Below are 14,561 nucleotides of genomic sequence, written 5' to 3'. Positions count from 1 at the left end.
GACTGTCGTGGGTTGGGTTGTTAGTTTTCTTTTGTCTGCAAGAGGCAGATCAAACTAACAACAGGATAGTAAACAGAATGATTGAAGCAGAAGTAGACGCAGCTTTTGATTTTGCTGCGCAACGTGATTATTTTGCGGTGGAAGTTACATCGAAAAAATGGGATGTAAGTGTTGACCAAAGTTTGGGCGGTGAGAATGACTCTGCCGTATTGGGTTCGACCGTTGCCGCTTACGATGAGGCGCTGTCGGAGGAAGAGCGAGCGGCATTTGACGACACGATTCTTTATGCGGAAATTCGTGCTGACGCGTTCAATCGCGAGACCCAACGTCGTGAATGGTATCGCGAATACAGCAAGGCCCTGACTATGTGCGGTTGGCCCACGGTCAATGACCCTTACAGGGAGTACGTCAGTCAGGAACTGAATTTCACCATGGATGAAGCGGCGCTGCAGATTATTTCACTGGTGGCCGGCGCGGATAAACTCAAAATACTGCCGCTTATTTCTTCGGCCTTTAATTCATTGGAGAAAAATGACGGCGCCATAAAACTGGTTGAGCATAAGAGTAAAAAGAACAAATCTGCCAACTTTCAAATTGTCCCATGCGTTTCTTTGGGTGGTCGCCCAACCATGATCGCATGTGCCATGCAGTTGGAGGCCAGCGATGTGCTGACCAAAGTATTGTTCTTCAAGTTTAAGCGCGAGCAAGTCAAAATTTACAATGCCGCCACTCGCCGTACATTAAATCGTCGCGCCTATGATGTCGTCAAGGACTTGGTCCAGTCAGCGGTTCACAAGAAACGTCTTGAATACTTCAAGACCCAACTTTAAAAATACAACGACTTTCGGTCGTGAAGTGTTTCGTTGTTGTCTTTGCATAATTTAAAGGTGAGACATGGAGAGTCATCGTCAGGAGTCCTTTGTGGGTTCCGGTTTGCTCGGTGTGTTGTCCGCAGGTTTGGACGCCCCGATGAAATGCGACATCCTGTATTCGTTGCTCGCTGCGCGATTGATGGCGGGGACTTCGCCTGTGAGCCGTTCCGATTTTGCCCATGACACCTTTGTCCAGGCCATTAAGCGGTGCGGCTGGACGCTGAGGCGGGAGCAGTGGGTGGAACCGGTGTTTGAGCACCTGCTCGCCGTCACGCCGCAGGATCTGATCACCCGAGCGATGGACGACGTAGCGCTTCTTGAACAGCGCGATGTGGCCTGCGAAGCCTTGGCGGCATTGGCTGATCTTGCGATGGATTCGCCCGCACGCCTGCTTTATCAGCAGGGGTTGATCAGTGAGTCCGTCGTCGCGCTGGCGCAGGGCGAAGAACGGCGGACCCGAGTTCGGCTGCGGTTTGCCGTGAGTACCCGCCACGCCTGCATCGAAGTGTTTTATCTGTCGTTTGAAACGACCCAGAGTGCAGAAGGGAATTGGTTGGCGCAGGCCTTTGCATCCCAATGTTTCACCTCGGCGGTGACGGTCCAACACCACTCATTCGAGCTCGCAGCCAGGGTGTTTGCCAGCAGTCGAGCACAGTTGGTGGCCTTTGTCGGGGAGCATGCGTTGATGGCCGTCACGCCAGCACCCGCGTTATCGGGCGAGGACCGGGCCTGCGGTGCCGTCAGGGCACCAGATAGCCCTTCACCCCGGTAAAGATAATCTGGGCCGCGAGTGCACAGACAAACAGTCCCATCAAGCGGCTGACAATCTGCAAGCCCTGGTCACCGAGAATGCGTTCAATACGGTTCGACAGGTAAAGCACCACCCCAACGGTGAAGCTGGCCAGGGCAATGCTGAGGATGGCGGTGAGCTTGTCGTCCCAGTGAGGCTGGCTGACGCCCATCACCAACAGCGCGCCGATCGTGCCGGGGCCGACGGTCAGGGGAATGGTCAGCGGGACGATCGTGACGTCTTGCTGCACGTTGTCGGTCTGTACCGCCGACTTGCCCTGGGCCATGCCCAGCGCCGAAATGAACAATACGCTGCCGGCGCCGATGCGGAAGGCATCCACGGTGATGCCAAAGACGCTGAAAATTATCCGCCCGAACAGATACAGCAGGACACTGGATACCAGCGTGGCGATCGCCACTTTCCAGGCCAGCCGGCGTTGTTCCTTGCGTGAATAACCGCGGGTCAGGCTGATGAAGCACGACAGCACGAAGAACGGGCTGTAGAGCACCAGCATCTTCAGGTAAACGCTGAACAACACGTGGAGCATGGGGCAGGCTCACTGGCGAGGGAAGTCGTGGGGGAGTCTATCAGGCGTCGCGCAGTCTGTCGGCTCAGGACGTTTGGGTGGCTGCTCGATTTTGCTGGTCGCGCTGGGCTACCCAGTGTTCGATCAGTTCGCGCAGCTGTGACAGCTCGACCGGTTTGGCCATGTGCCCATCCATGCCGGCCTGGCGTGCACGCTCCTTGTGTTCGGCGAGGATATGCGCGGTCAACGCCACGACCGGGGTGCGAACCCGCTGGTTGCTGACTTCCCAGGCGCGCAATTGCTGGGTGGCGGAGAAGCCATCGAGAATCGGCATTTCGCAATCCATCAAGACCAGGTCGTAGCGCTGCGCCTTCATCGCCTGCAAGGCTTCCTCGCCATTGCTGGCGGTGTCCGGTTGCAGGTTGAGCTTGCCGAGCATGCCGCGAATGACCTTGGTCGAAATGCTGTTGTCTTCGGCCACCAGAATGCGGAAGTCGCTGGGTACCTTGACTGGCAACGGCGGGCCGCTGGGCATCTGCGGCGAAACGGCCTGGCCCTTGTTGCGCTGGTTCAGCTCATCGGCCAGGGTGGTTTTGAGGGTGTAGCCGGCCACGGGTTTGGCGAGGATGCGCTTGATCCCGGAGTTGCGCGCGATGATCTTGCTCGGCGCGTTGCTGATGCCGGTGAGCATGACCAGCAGGATATCGTGGTTCAGGCTCGGGTCTTCCTTGATCTTGGCAGCCAGTTGCATGCCCGTCATGCCGGGCATGTTCTGGTCCAGCAGGACCACGTCGAAGTAGTCACGCAGGTGGGCCTTGGTGCGCAGCAGCGCCAAGGCTTCCTTGCCCGAAGGCACGGCGCTGACGTTCAGGCCCCAGGCGCTGCACTGCTGCACCAGCACCTTGCGGCAAGTGTCGTTGTCATCCACCACCAGCACTCGAGCACCCTGCAGCGGACCATCGAGGTCGGAGGTCGGATGTTCGAGGCGGTCGGGGTCCAGAGGGAGGGTCAGCCACAGCGTACTGCCCTGGTTGGCGCCACTCTTGATGCCGAACTCGCCCTGCATCAGACGTATCAACTGACGGGCGATCACCAGCCCGAGGTTGCCGCCCAGGCGCGTGGTGGACAGGAAGTTCTTGCTGTGCAGTTCGGTGTGCATCAGCGCGTCGCGTTCTTCGGCGTCCATCGGTTCGCCGCTGTCCTGCACGGCAATGCGCAGGCGAGGGCGAGCGCTGCGTTCGTCGAGGGCGACGACGATCAGGATCTCGCCTTCATCGGTTTTCTTCAGGGCGTTTTCCACGAGGCTCAGCAGCGTCTGGCGCAGGCGCGTCGGATCGCCGCTGATGACCCGTGGCACTTGCGGCTGGATGAAGCTGATCAGCTCCACGTTTTGTTGTTCGGCCTTGGCGCGGAAGATGCTCAGGCAATCCTCGATCAGTGCATTGAGGTCGAATTGCACATCATCGAGCTCGATCTGCCCGGATTCGAGCTTGGAGATGTCGAGGATTTCGTTGATCAGTGTCAGCAGTTCGTTGCCGGCACTGTGGATGGTTTGCACATAGTCGCGTTGCTTGACCGACAGCGGTGTGCCCAGCAGCAACTCGGTCATGCCCAGCACGCCATTCATCGGGGTGCGGATCTCGTGGCTGATCTTCGCCAGGAATTCGGCCTTGGCGTTGATCTCGGCATTGCTGGCGGCGAGGTCGCGGCTGACGCTGAAGCGGTCTTCGGTGATGCTGCGCTGACGCTCGCTCAGGGCGATGCTCATCAGCAGCCCGCTAAGGCAGATGAACGCCAGCAGCGCGGTGATCAGACCCTGCGGCTCGATCAGCGTCAGCCCCATCAGGGCCGGGAGGATGATCAGGATGCCGAGGTTGAAGACCACCATGCCGGCCACGAACAGCCGCGCCGGACGATAGCCTTTTTGCCAGTGCCAGGCGCTGACGAACAGCATCGTCAAGCCGGCGAGAGCAACGAGGGCGTAGGTAATGATGTTCAGCGGCAGTGTGTTGACGAACAACAGCAGCAGGGCACAGATGCCGATGAATAGAATTTCACCCTGCAGCAGCTTGTTCAGCGGATGGGGGCCGAGCGGTGAAAAGAAGCGGTACGCGAACATCAATCCGCAGGGAGCCGTCAGTATCAAGGCAACGTAGGCGCCCGGTGTCTGCAGGCCGTGCCAGTCTGGTAGCCAGGGAGCCGCAAGGTTAAGCAGCAAGCCCAGGCTTAGCATCAGCAGCGCTTCGCAGCCCGCCAGCCACAGGCTGCTGCGCGAGCGGCTGTAACCGTAGCGGATCAGGTTGTGCAGGATCAGCATGCCAATGCAGCCGAACAGCAGGCCGTAGATCAGCGTCTGGTTGTGATTGGCCGCGGTCAGTATCGCCGATTGCAGGGTGATATAAGGTCGCATCTGGTGTTCGGACACCAGGCGCAGGTAGACATCGAGAGGCTTGTCGCTTTGCGGCAACGGCAACATGAAGTCGCTGTTGGGCACCCGACGTTCAGTCTGGGGCTGTTCGCTGCCGGTGTTCAACTGGTCGATCAGCTTGTCGCCGTCGAGCACGTAGAGATTGAGGTGCGACAGGTCGGGGGCAAATATCCGCAGCAACTGTTCGTGTTTGCCGGGTGCCAGCCTGAAGCGCAGCCAGAGCGCACCGCCAGGTTCGGCTGCGCTGAGGCGATCGAGTTCGGTAGGGCTGAATTGATTGATATAGCGAGTGGAGCGGATGTCGCTCAGTTGCAGGTCGCCCTGTTCGTCGAGCAATACTGCCCAGCCACTGCCTTGCGCGGCCTGGGCCGACAGCATGAAGAGCAGTGTCATCAGCGTGACAGTGAAACCTATGGCAATCCTGAGCCAGCGCACGGCGAAATCCCTTCGTAGGTTGATGCCAGAATATAACTATGCGCGGCGCCGGAATAGTCCGGCAAGGGCCTGAAACCCTTGCCCGACCGAATGAAACGCTTATTCCTGATTTTCGCCACGCTCGCGGGCAATGGCACGGTAGCCAATGTCCTTGCGATAGAAACAGCCTTCCCAATCAATCTTCGCTGCCAGTTTGTAAGCCTGCTGCTGGGCGGCATCGACGCTGGCGCCCATGGCAGTCGCGCAGAGCACCCGACCACCGGCGGTCACTACTTGACCGTCCTTGAGCGCAGTACCGGCGTGGAAAACTTTGCCTTCCAGGCCGGCCGCAGCATCCAGACCGCTGATGGCCGCGCCTTTAGCGTAGTCGCCAGGATAGCCGCCTGCCGCCAACACGATGCCGACGCTTGGACGCGGATCCCATTGAGCTTCGACCTTGTCCAGGGCTTGTGCCAATGCAGCTTCGACCAGCAACACCAGGCTCGACTGCAGGCGCAGCATGACGGGTTGGGTCTCAGGGTCGCCGAAACGGCAGTTGAATTCGATAACTTTTGGGTTACCAGCCTTGTCGATCATCAAGCCTGCGTACAGGAAACCGGTGTAGACATTGCCTTCATCGGCCATGCCGCGCACGGTCGGCCAGATCACCTGGTCCATGACGCGCTGGTGCACTTGGCTGGTGACCACTGGCGCTGGCGAGTAGGCGCCCATGCCGCCGGTGTTCGGACCGGTATCGCCGTCACCGACGCGTTTGTGGTCCTGGCTGGTCGCCATTGGCAGCACATTTTTGCCGTCGACCATGACGATGAAGCTGGCTTCCTCGCCATCCAGGAACTCTTCGATGACCACGCGCGAACCGGCGTCGCCGAAGGCATTGCCCGCAAGCATGTCGCGAACGGCGTCTTCGGCCTCGGCCAGGGTCATGGCCACGATCACGCCTTTACCGGCGGCCAGGCCGTCGGCCTTGATCACGATCGGTGCGCCTTTTTCGCGCAGGTAAGCCAGGGCCGGCTCGATTTCGGTGAAGTTCTGGTAGTCGGCGGTCGGGATCTTGTGACGCGCCAGGAAATCCTTGGTGAACGCCTTCGAGCCTTCCAACTGCGCGGCACCGGCGGTCGGACCGAAGCAGTCCAGGCCACGGGAACGGAACAGGTCAACGACGCCGGCCACCAACGGCACTTCGGGGCCGACGATGGTCAGGGAAACATTCTTCTCGGCGAAATCGGCCAGCTGTTCCAGGGCCAGGACGTCGATGGCGACGTTCTCGCACTTGGCTTCAATGGCGGTACCGGCGTTGCCCGGGGCCACGAAAACCTTCTGCACGCGCGGATCCTGAGCCACTTTCCAGGCCAGGGCGTGTTCACGGCCACCGCTGCCAATGATCAAAATGTTCAAAAGAAGACTCCTTTGGAGAAGCTACAAACTACAAGCTGCAAGTAAGAGCGGATACCCGCGACCTTCAATTGCAGCTTTGGCTTTAAATTGTTCGGGCTGCACCTACAAGCAGGGCTGAATCAGGTCTGCTCTTCACTTGTAGCTTGCAGCTTGGGGCTTGAAGCTGCACTCAGTGCCTAAAATGGCGCATGCCGGTGAACACCATCGCGATATTCGCTTCGTCCGCCGCAGCAATCACTTCCGCATCACGCATCGAACCACCCGGCTGGATCACCGCAGTAATACCGGCCTTGGCCGCATTGTCCAGGCCATCACGGAACGGGAAGAACGCATCCGACGCCATGACCGAGCCGGCGACCTGCAAGCCGGCGTGTTCGGCCTTGATGGCCGCGATACGGGCCGAGTTCACGCGGCTCATCTGGCCGGCGCCGACACCGATGGTCTGACGGTTCTTGGCATAGACGATGGCGTTGGACTTGACGTATTTGGCCACTTTCCAGGCGAAGATCAGGTCGTTGATTTCCTGTTCGGTCGGTGCACGCCGGGTGACGACTTTCAGGTCATCGGCGCCGATCATGCCGATATCGCGGCTCTGTACCAGCAAGCCACCGTTGACGCGTTTGTAGTCCCAGGCAGCGGCGCGGTCGGCCGACCATTCGCCACAGGCCAGCAGGCGCACGTTGGCTTTGGCGGCCACAATGGCGCGGGCTTCTTCGCTGACGCTTGGTGCGATGATCACTTCGACGAATTGACGCTCGACGATGGCCTTGGCGGTTTCAGCATCCAGTTCGCGGTTGAAGGCGATGATGCCGCCGAAGGCCGATTCGGTGTCGGTAGCGTAGGCCAGGTCGTAAGCCTTGCGAATACCGCCTTCGGCATCCGGGCTGACCGCCACGCCGCACGGGTTGGCGTGCTTGACGATGACGCAGGCCGGCTTGACGAAGCTTTTCACGCATTCCAGCGCGGCATCGGTGTCGGCCACGTTGTTGTACGACAGCTCCTTGCCCTGCAGCTGGGTAGCGGTGGCGATGCCGACTTCAGCAGGCTTGGCTTCCACGTAGAACGCCGCGCTCTGGTGCGGGTTCTCGCCGTAGCGCATTTCCTGGGCCTTGATGAACTGGCTGTTGAAAGTGCGCGGGAATTCGCTGCGACCGGAGGTCGAGAGGGTGTCAGCGGCCTGGTTCACGGTGCCCATGTAGTTGGCGATCATGCCGTCATAGGCGGCGGTGTGTTCGAACGCCTTGAGCATCAGGTCGAAACGTTGAGCATAGGTCAGGCCGCCGGCCTTGAGGTTTTCCAGGACGTTGGCGTAGTCGCCGGCATTGACCACAATGGCCACGTCTTTGTGGTTCTTGGCGGCGGAACGGACCATGGTCGGACCGCCGATGTCGATGTTCTCGATCGCGGTCGGCAGGTCGCAGCCTGGCTTGTTGATGGTGGCTTCGAACGGGTACAGGTTGACCGCTACCAGGTCGATTGGCTTGATGCCGTGCTCGTTCATGATGGCGTCGTCAGTACCGCGACGACCGAGGATCCCACCGTGGATTTTCGGGTGCAGGGTTTTGACCCGACCGTCCATCATCTCTGCGAAACCGGTGTAATCCGCGACTTCCACTGCGGCAACGCCGTTGTCACGCAGCAGCTTGAACGTTCCGCCGGTGGAGAGGATCTCGACGCCGAGGGCTTCAAGCTCCTTGGCGAACTCGAGGATCCCGGTCTTGTCAGAAACGCTGATCAAGGCGCGGCGGATCGGCAGGCGGGTAGTCTGGTCGGTCATCTCAATTTCCATCAAAAGTGTCAGCAAAAAAGGCGACCGGTTTTACGCGGGCGCCTTTCTGGTTTGATTGAATGCTTACAACAAGTCGTACTGCTTGAGTTTCTTGCGCAGGGTGCCGCGGTTGAGTCCGAGCAGCTCACTGGCCTTGGTCTGGTTGCCCTTGACGTAGTTCATCACGCACTCGAGCAGGGGGGCCTCGACTTCGGATAGCACCAGGTTGTACACATCCGTGACGGCAGCGCCCTCAAGGTGGGCGAAATAATTGTGCAGCGCCTTCTCGACATTGCCGCGAAGGGTCTGACCTTCTTCGCTGGGCGTATTGAGGTGCTGTTTCAAATTCACGTTGTCGCTCACGGGCGTTGTTCCACTCACTAAAGTCTCAGTCATCATCGTCATGCGGCCACCCCTTCTCCGTCCCCTGTCAGGCTCTTATAACGTTCGGCGAAGAAGGCCTGAACGTTGGCGCATTGTGCTTCCGTATCCTGCAAACGATTGAAGTGGGCGCGAAACTCCCTGGCGCCCGGCAGGGTTGCGAGATACCAGCCCACATGCTTTCGAGCGATCCGTACCCCCATCACGTCTCCATAGAAGGCGTGCAGGGCAGCCAGATGCTCTAGCAGAATGCGTTCCACCTCGATCAGCTCCGGCGTCGGAAGTTTTTCACCGGTACGCAGGAAATGGTCGATCTCGCGAAAAATCCATGGCCGCCCCTGGGCAGCCCGTCCAACCAGCAATCCATCGGCACCCGTCGCGTCCAGCACGTAGCGGGCCTTCTCTGGAGAATCGATATCGCCATTGGCAAAAACCGGCATCGACACCGCCTGCTTGATCGCGGCGATGGTGTCGTATTCGGCAAAGCCGGTGTACAGGTCGGCACGGGTGCGGCCATGGACCGCCAACGCCGTGATGCCTGCCTGCTCGGCGATCTTCGCCACCGTCACACCATTCTTGTTGTCCCGGTCCCAGCCGGTGCGGATCTTCAGGGTGACCGGCACATCGACTGCGGCCACCACGGCCTGCAGGATCTCGGTCACCAATGCCTCATCCTTCAACAGGGCGGAACCGGCGGCCTTGTTGCAGACCTTTTTCGCCGGACAACCCATGTTGATATCAATAATCTGCGCGCCCATCTCCACGTTGGCCCGGGCCGCTTGCGCCAGCATCTGTGCATCACCACCGGCGATCTGTACCGAGCGTGGCTCGGGATCACCTTCGTGGATCATGCGCATGCGCGACTTGCGGGTGTTCCACAAACTCATGTCGCTGGTGACCATTTCCGAGACTACTAGTCCTGCGCCCAGTCGCTTGCACAGCTGACGAAAGGGCTGGTCTGTGACACCCGCCATCGGGGCGAGGATCAAGCCGTTGTGCAATGTGTATGGACCGATGCGTACCGCCGACATAGGACTTCCCTGTTGTGGGGCCGGATCATGAGAGTTCGAAAAAGGGTTGGCATGATACCCGCTCTCGATGACCGGATAAAGGCTGAATTGAACAAAATCTGAACAGTTATTCCGTTATCGCCAGCGGTTTGGTATCAGCGGTATCTGTCAGAAATGTGCCGTCAAACCCGCAGCACTGCACCGTTTCACTCGGGCGAGTGGAAGCTCAGGCTGTAATTAACGGCTTTTGTACCTGGATCGAGAATGTCCAGGGCGATGTGGATCGGCGTCTGTGGAGGCATTTCTGCCATCCCTTCGAGGTCGCCGCTCAGGTACTCGCCGGGCTTGAAGCGACGACTGGCGATCAGGTGACCGTTAAGGTCGGCAAATCGCAGCTCCAGGAGGGGGAAGGGCTGGGAGAACGGGGCGCGGTTGTAGATGATCGCATCGACCACCAGAGCGCCATTGAATTCCGGATGGCTGCGCACCACCAGGTTGCTGCTCTTGATTTTTGCGATGTCGACCTTGGACGGCACCGTGCAGCCGATCTGCGGGCAGAGCTGCTGAAACCAGGGGCGATACTGATCCTGGCGGGCCAGTTCATCGAAGTGGTAGGCGATGTATTGGCCGACGAGCGCGCCAGCGCCGACCAGAATCAGCAGCAGCCAGAGAAGGCGTCGGCCCCAGGGTGAGCGGCGTTTCTGCCAGTCGAGTTGCAACGGGTCGTCAGTCAGGTCCTGCAGGACTTCGGCACGCATCACCGGTTCGCGGCGTTTGCGCAGGGGTTCGATGGACGGCAGGTTGTCGTCGAGCGGGTCGTCGGCTGCTGACAGCCGTTCGTGGTGCAGAGGTGCGTCGAGCGGGTCGTTCAGGCGCAGTTGCACAAGTTGCGGCGTTTCGTCGCGCTCCTCGTCCAGGTCCTCGGGTTCCAGGGACAGCGAGGGTTCGGTGCGCGAAGGCCTGGCCTCGAGGTCGGGCTCGATGTCCGGTTCCGGGGTGACCATGGCCTCGTTGGCGGTTTCGTCGCGTTCGGCGGGCGATTGGCTGAACAGGCTGTCGGACCAGGGTTCTTCGTCTGGTTCAACGCTATCGCGGCGGGCACTCAGGCTGTCTTCGCGGTGGCGACCGAATTCGGTGCTCGGCTGGATTTCCCGTTGTTCAAGGCGGGCGAGTTCGCCGTCCAGGTCCAGCGTATCCAGATCCAGTTCGGCGGCGCTCCACTGCTTTTGGCTGACAGCTCGCGGTTCTGGCTCCTGGGTCACGGCCGGGGCCACGGGTGTCACCGCTTCCTTGCCGGCCTGCTCCAACAACTGCTTGGCGGCGTTGAAGACCTGCAGGCACGATCCGCAGCGAACCACTCCGCGGGCCACGCTCAATTGAGCATGGCTGACACGGAAGCTGGTTTGGCAATGCGGGCACTGGGTGACGAAGCTATCGGTCATGCGACGATCCGGATTATGCAGGTGTCCATTCTAGCGCCGACGGCCGGTGATGCGCACCCAGCCATCACGATTGGCGATCGGATCCAGGTCGAAGTCCTGTGTGTAGGCGGCGGCGACTTCTTCGCCTTGTTCGGCGAGGATGCCCGACAGCGCCAGGCGACCACCCGGCTTGACCAGGCTCGACAGTTGCGGAGCCAGGGATACCAGCGGGCCGGCGAGAATATTGGCGACCAGCACGTCGGCCTGAACCTGCGGTAGATCTTCTGGCAGGTACAGCGGGAACAGGGCGTCATCGATGTTGTTGCGCCCGGCGTTGTCACGCGATGCTTCCAGCGCCTGCACGTCGATGTCGGTCCCCACCGCTTCCTTGGCGCCCAGCAGAAGGGCGGCAATGGCCAGGATCCCCGAACCGCAACCAAAGTCCAGCACGTTGCAGTCCTTCAGGTCCTGGCCGTCGAGCCACTCCAGGCACAGCGCGGTGGTCGGGTGGGTGCCGGTGCCGAAGGCCAGGCCCGGATCGAGCAGCAGGTTCACAGCGTCAGGTTCCGGGGCGGCGTGCCAGCTGGGCACGATCCACAGGCGCTGGCCGAAGCGCATTGGCTGGAAACCGTCCATCCAGCTGCGCTCCCAGTCCTGGTCTTCAATGACTTCGCTGTGATGTTCGGGTAGCGGGCTGCCTGTGAGCAGTTCGAGGTGGGCCAGCACGGCCGCGGCTTCGGTGCCGCCTTCGAACAGGGCCAGCAAATGCGTGTGCGACCACAGTGGCGTGGTGTTGAGTTCCGGCTCGAAGATCGGCTGGTCTTCGGCGTCCATGAAGGTCACCGACACGGCGCCCACTTCGAGGAACGCGTCTTCGTAGGTTTCGGCTTGTTCTGGGCTGATGGCGAGACGGACTTGCAGCCAAGGCATGGCGGGCACCTTTGAAAAATATTGATTGCAGCCTAGCGGCCTGCGAGAAGCGCGCAAGTTTACGCGAGCGCGCGGGGTTTGTGGGAGTGGCGTGGTTTCTGTAGGAGCGGGGCCAGATGGGCAAAAACAAAAAAGCCGCCCCGAGGGCGGCTTTGATGTGAACTGACTAAAAGCTTAGTGCTTTTCGCCAGCCAGCTTGTGTTCCAGGTAGTGGATGTTGATCCCACCCTTGCAGAAGCCTTCATCACGGACCAGATCACGGTGCAGCGGGATGTTGGTCTTGATCCCGTCGACCACGATTTCGTCCAGGGCATTGCGCATGCGCGCCATGGCCTCGTCACGTGTTGCGCCGTAGGTGATCAGCTTGCCGATCAACGAGTCGTAGTTCGGCGGAACGGCATAACCGCTGTACAGGTGCGAATCGACGCGAACGCCGTTGCCGCCTGGAGCGTGGAAATGCTTGACCGTGCCTGGGCTTGGCATGAAGGTTTTCGGGTCTTCGGCATTGATCCGGCATTCCAGCGCGTGACCGCGGATGACCACGTCATCCTGGGTGAACGACAGCTTGTTGCCGGCGGCGATGCTGAGCATCTCCTTGACGATGTCGATGCCGGTGACCATTTCCGAAACCGGGTGCTCTACCTGGACACGAGTGTTCATCTCGATGAAGTAGAAACGACCGTTTTCGTACAGGAACTCGAAAGTGCCAGCGCCACGGTAACCGATGTCGATGCACGCCTTGACGCAACGGGCGAAGACTTCCTGGCGAGCCTTCTCGTCGATGCCCGGTGCCGGCGCTTCTTCGAGAACTTTCTGGTGGCGGCGCTGCAGCGAGCAGTCACGGTCACCCAGGTGAATCGCGTTCCCCTGGCCATCGGACAGGACCTGAACTTCCACGTGACGCGGGTTGGTCAGGAATTTTTCCAGGTAGACCATCGGGTTGCCGAACGCTGCGCCCGCTTCGGAGCGGGTCAGTTTCGCCGAGGAAATCAGGTCTTCTTCCTTGTGCACAACACGCATGCCGCGACCACCACCACCGCCAGCGGCTTTGATGATCACCGGGTAACCGACTTCGCGACCGATGCGCAGAGCGGTTTCTTCGTCTTCAGGCAGTGGGCCGTCGGAACCCGGAACGGTTGGAACACCAGCAGCGATCATGGCGTGCTTGGCCGAAACCTTGTCGCCCATCAGGCGGATGGTTTCGGCTTTCGGACCAATGAAGGCGAAGCCGGAGTTCTCGACCTGTTCGGCGAAATCAGCGTTTTCCGCAAGGAAGCCGTAGCCTGGGTGGATGGCGGTGGCGCCAGTCACTTCAGCGGCGGCGATGATTGCCGGAATGTGCAGGTAAGAGTGGGCGGCCGAGGCCGGACCGATGCAGACGGATTCGTCTGCCAGGCCCAGGTGCATCAGCTCTTTGTCGGCCTTGGAGTAAACGGCGACGGTCTTGATGCCCATCTCTTTGCAGGCGCGCAGAATCCGCAGTGCGATCTCACCGCGGTTGGCGATCAGAACTTTTTCCAACTTCGCAGTCATCAAAGTTTCTCCGCGGTTCAAACGATGGTGAACAGCGGTTGGTCGTACTCAACCGGCTGGCCGTCTTCGACGAGGATGGACTCGATTACACCGCTGGCTTCGGCTTCGATGTGGTTCATCATCTTCATGGCTTCGACGATGCACAGGGTGTCGCCTTTCTTCACGGTCTGGCCGACTTCAACGAAGGACGGTGAGGTCGGCGAAGATTTGCGATAGAAAGTACCGACCATCGGCGAACGGGCAACGGTGCCGTTCAGTACCGGTGCGGCAGCAGCAGCCGGGGCGGCAGCGGCAGCAGGAGCAGCGGCAGGCGCGGCAACCGGAGCCGGCATCGGCGCTGGAGCGTAGTACTGCTGGGCTGGAGTCTTGCTGTTACGGCTGATGCGTACGGACTCTTCGCCTTCCTTGATCTCGAGCTCGTCGATGCCGGACTCTTCCAGCAATTCGATCAGTTTCTTAACTTTACGGATATCCATGAATCATCAACTCCCAAGGGTCGGTCAGGGGCGTATAGCCTGTTGTTCAAGCTGCTCCAGGGCGGCCTCCAGGGCCAGTCGGTAACCGCTGGCGCCAAGGCCGCAGATCACTCCCACCGCTACGTCGGAGAAGTAAGAGTGATGGCGGAAAGGTTCGCGTTTGTGCACGTTGGACAAATGCACTTCGATGAATGGGATGCTCACCGCCAGCAGCGCGTCACGTAATGCGACACTTGTGTGTGTAAAAGCTGCTGGGTTGATCAGAATGAAGTCCACGCCTTCGCTGCGGGCCGCGTGGATCCGGTCGATCAACTCGTACTCGGCGTTGCTTTGAAGGTGCAGCAAATGATGGCCGGCGGCACGGGCGCGTTGTTCCAGGTCCTGGTTGATCTGGGCCAGGGTCGTGGCGCCATAGGTGCCCGGTTCGCGGGTGCCAAGCAGGTTCAGGTTGGGGCCGTGCAGCACCAGTAGGGTCGCCATCTGCTGTTCCTTGTTATCCGAATGCATGTGTCAGAACCCGGCGACTATGCCGCAAAGCCTTTATGACTGTCCAGTTCTATGCAATAGGCAGCACGATGGCCGATGATTGCGCGAGA

The 14,561-nt window shown here is 60.0% G+C and carries 13 protein-coding genes; 2 read left to right on the top strand and 11 right to left on the bottom strand.

What is annotated here, in order from left to right:
• Window positions 1-77: 77 nt before the first annotated feature.
• On the top strand, window positions 78-830 hold the full coding sequence (locus AB4O36_RS23245; RefSeq protein ID WP_460140372.1) for a hypothetical protein: 753 nt from the start codon (window positions 78-80) through the stop codon (window positions 828-830).
• 64 nt (window positions 831-894) lie between these two features.
• Window positions 895-1,644: a hypothetical protein gene (locus tag AB4O36_RS23240; RefSeq protein WP_460140371.1), complete on the top strand. Its 750-nt coding sequence runs from the start codon at window positions 895-897 to the stop codon at window positions 1,642-1,644.
• Here AB4O36_RS23240 and AB4O36_RS23235 read toward each other — a convergent pair.
• The 11 genes from AB4O36_RS23235 to aroQ form a co-directional block, all read right to left on the bottom strand.
• Entirely contained in the window at window positions 1,613-2,209 is a 597-nt protein-coding gene (locus tag AB4O36_RS23235) for a MarC family protein (protein WP_460118458.1), read from the bottom strand. The genes AB4O36_RS23240 and AB4O36_RS23235 overlap by 32 nt on opposite strands.
• Window positions 2,210-2,273: 64 nt before the next feature.
• On the bottom strand, window positions 2,274-5,051 hold the full coding sequence (locus AB4O36_RS23230) for a hybrid sensor histidine kinase/response regulator (protein WP_460140370.1): 2,778 nt from the start codon (window positions 5,049-5,051) through the stop codon (window positions 2,274-2,276).
• A gap of 99 nt (window positions 5,052-5,150) precedes the next feature.
• Window positions 5,151-6,446: a phosphoribosylamine--glycine ligase gene (gene purD, locus AB4O36_RS23225; RefSeq protein ID WP_460140369.1), complete on the bottom strand. Its 1,296-nt coding sequence runs from the start codon at window positions 6,444-6,446 to the stop codon at window positions 5,151-5,153.
• A 169-nt stretch (window positions 6,447-6,615) separates the two neighbouring features.
• On the bottom strand, window positions 6,616-8,223 hold the full coding sequence (gene purH / locus AB4O36_RS23220; protein WP_460118452.1) for a bifunctional phosphoribosylaminoimidazolecarboxamide formyltransferase/IMP cyclohydrolase: 1,608 nt from the start codon (window positions 8,221-8,223) through the stop codon (window positions 6,616-6,618).
• 75 nt (window positions 8,224-8,298) lie between these two features.
• Window positions 8,299-8,619, bottom strand: a complete 321-nt coding sequence (fis, locus tag AB4O36_RS23215) for a DNA-binding transcriptional regulator Fis (RefSeq protein ID WP_030128251.1) — start codon at window positions 8,617-8,619, stop codon at window positions 8,299-8,301.
• On the bottom strand, window positions 8,616-9,626 hold the full coding sequence (dusB, locus tag AB4O36_RS23210; protein WP_460118450.1) for a tRNA dihydrouridine synthase DusB: 1,011 nt from the start codon (window positions 9,624-9,626) through the stop codon (window positions 8,616-8,618). The genes fis and dusB overlap by 4 nt, the downstream gene beginning before the upstream one ends.
• A 185-nt stretch (window positions 9,627-9,811) precedes the next feature.
• Window positions 9,812-11,047 carry a DUF3426 domain-containing protein gene (locus AB4O36_RS23205; protein ID WP_460118448.1) on the bottom strand — a complete coding sequence of 412 codons (1,236 nt, stop codon included), beginning with the start codon at window positions 11,045-11,047 and terminating at the stop codon, window positions 9,812-9,814.
• A 30-nt stretch (window positions 11,048-11,077) separates the two neighbouring features.
• Window positions 11,078-11,956 carry a 50S ribosomal protein L11 methyltransferase gene (gene prmA / locus AB4O36_RS23200; RefSeq protein ID WP_460118446.1) on the bottom strand — a complete coding sequence of 293 codons (879 nt, stop codon included), beginning with the start codon at window positions 11,954-11,956 and terminating at the stop codon, window positions 11,078-11,080.
• Between the two features lie 174 nt (window positions 11,957-12,130).
• Complete coding sequence (gene accC / locus AB4O36_RS23195) at window positions 12,131-13,489, bottom strand: acetyl-CoA carboxylase biotin carboxylase subunit (RefSeq protein WP_460118444.1); 1,359 nt, start codon at window positions 13,487-13,489, stop codon at window positions 12,131-12,133.
• Window positions 13,490-13,506: 17 nt separating this feature from the next.
• On the bottom strand, window positions 13,507-13,965 hold the full coding sequence (accB, locus tag AB4O36_RS23190) for an acetyl-CoA carboxylase biotin carboxyl carrier protein (protein WP_460118442.1): 459 nt from the start codon (window positions 13,963-13,965) through the stop codon (window positions 13,507-13,509).
• A gap of 24 nt (window positions 13,966-13,989) precedes the next feature.
• Complete coding sequence (aroQ, locus tag AB4O36_RS23185; RefSeq protein WP_371052193.1) at window positions 13,990-14,445, bottom strand: type II 3-dehydroquinate dehydratase; 456 nt, start codon at window positions 14,443-14,445, stop codon at window positions 13,990-13,992.
• Between the last annotated feature and the right edge of the window lie 116 nt (window positions 14,446-14,561).

This window comes from Pseudomonas sp. S2_E01 (genome assembly GCF_054668365.1).
The sequence above is the reverse complement of the archived record's forward strand: the minus strand, read 5'-3'. Positions and strand labels throughout refer to the sequence as shown.

Coding starts and splice junctions, on each gene's coding strand:
- AB4O36_RS23245 (WP_460140372.1), top strand. CDS start 78: ATGATTGAAGCAGAAGTAGACGCAGCTTTTGATTTTGCTGCGCAACGT.
- AB4O36_RS23240 (WP_460140371.1), top strand. CDS start 895: ATGGAGAGTCATCGTCAGGAGTCCTTTGTGGGTTCCGGTTTGCTCGGT.
- AB4O36_RS23235 (WP_460118458.1), bottom strand. CDS start 2,209: ATGCTCCACGTGTTGTTCAGCGTTTACCTGAAGATGCTGGTGCTCTAC.
- purH (WP_460118452.1), bottom strand. CDS start 8,223: ATGACCGACCAGACTACCCGCCTGCCGATCCGCCGCGCCTTGATCAGC.
- fis (WP_030128251.1), bottom strand. CDS start 8,619: ATGACGATGATGACTGAGACTTTAGTGAGTGGAACAACGCCCGTGAGC.
- dusB (WP_460118450.1), bottom strand. CDS start 9,626: ATGTCGGCGGTACGCATCGGTCCATACACATTGCACAACGGCTTGATC.
- AB4O36_RS23205 (WP_460118448.1), bottom strand. CDS start 11,047: ATGACCGATAGCTTCGTCACCCAGTGCCCGCATTGCCAAACCAGCTTC.
- prmA (WP_460118446.1), bottom strand. CDS start 11,956: ATGCCTTGGCTGCAAGTCCGTCTCGCCATCAGCCCAGAACAAGCCGAA.
- accC (WP_460118444.1), bottom strand. CDS start 13,489: ATGACTGCGAAGTTGGAAAAAGTTCTGATCGCCAACCGCGGTGAGATC.
- accB (WP_460118442.1), bottom strand. CDS start 13,965: ATGGATATCCGTAAAGTTAAGAAACTGATCGAATTGCTGGAAGAGTCC.
- aroQ (WP_371052193.1), bottom strand. CDS start 14,445: ATGGCGACCCTACTGGTGCTGCACGGCCCCAACCTGAACCTGCTTGGC.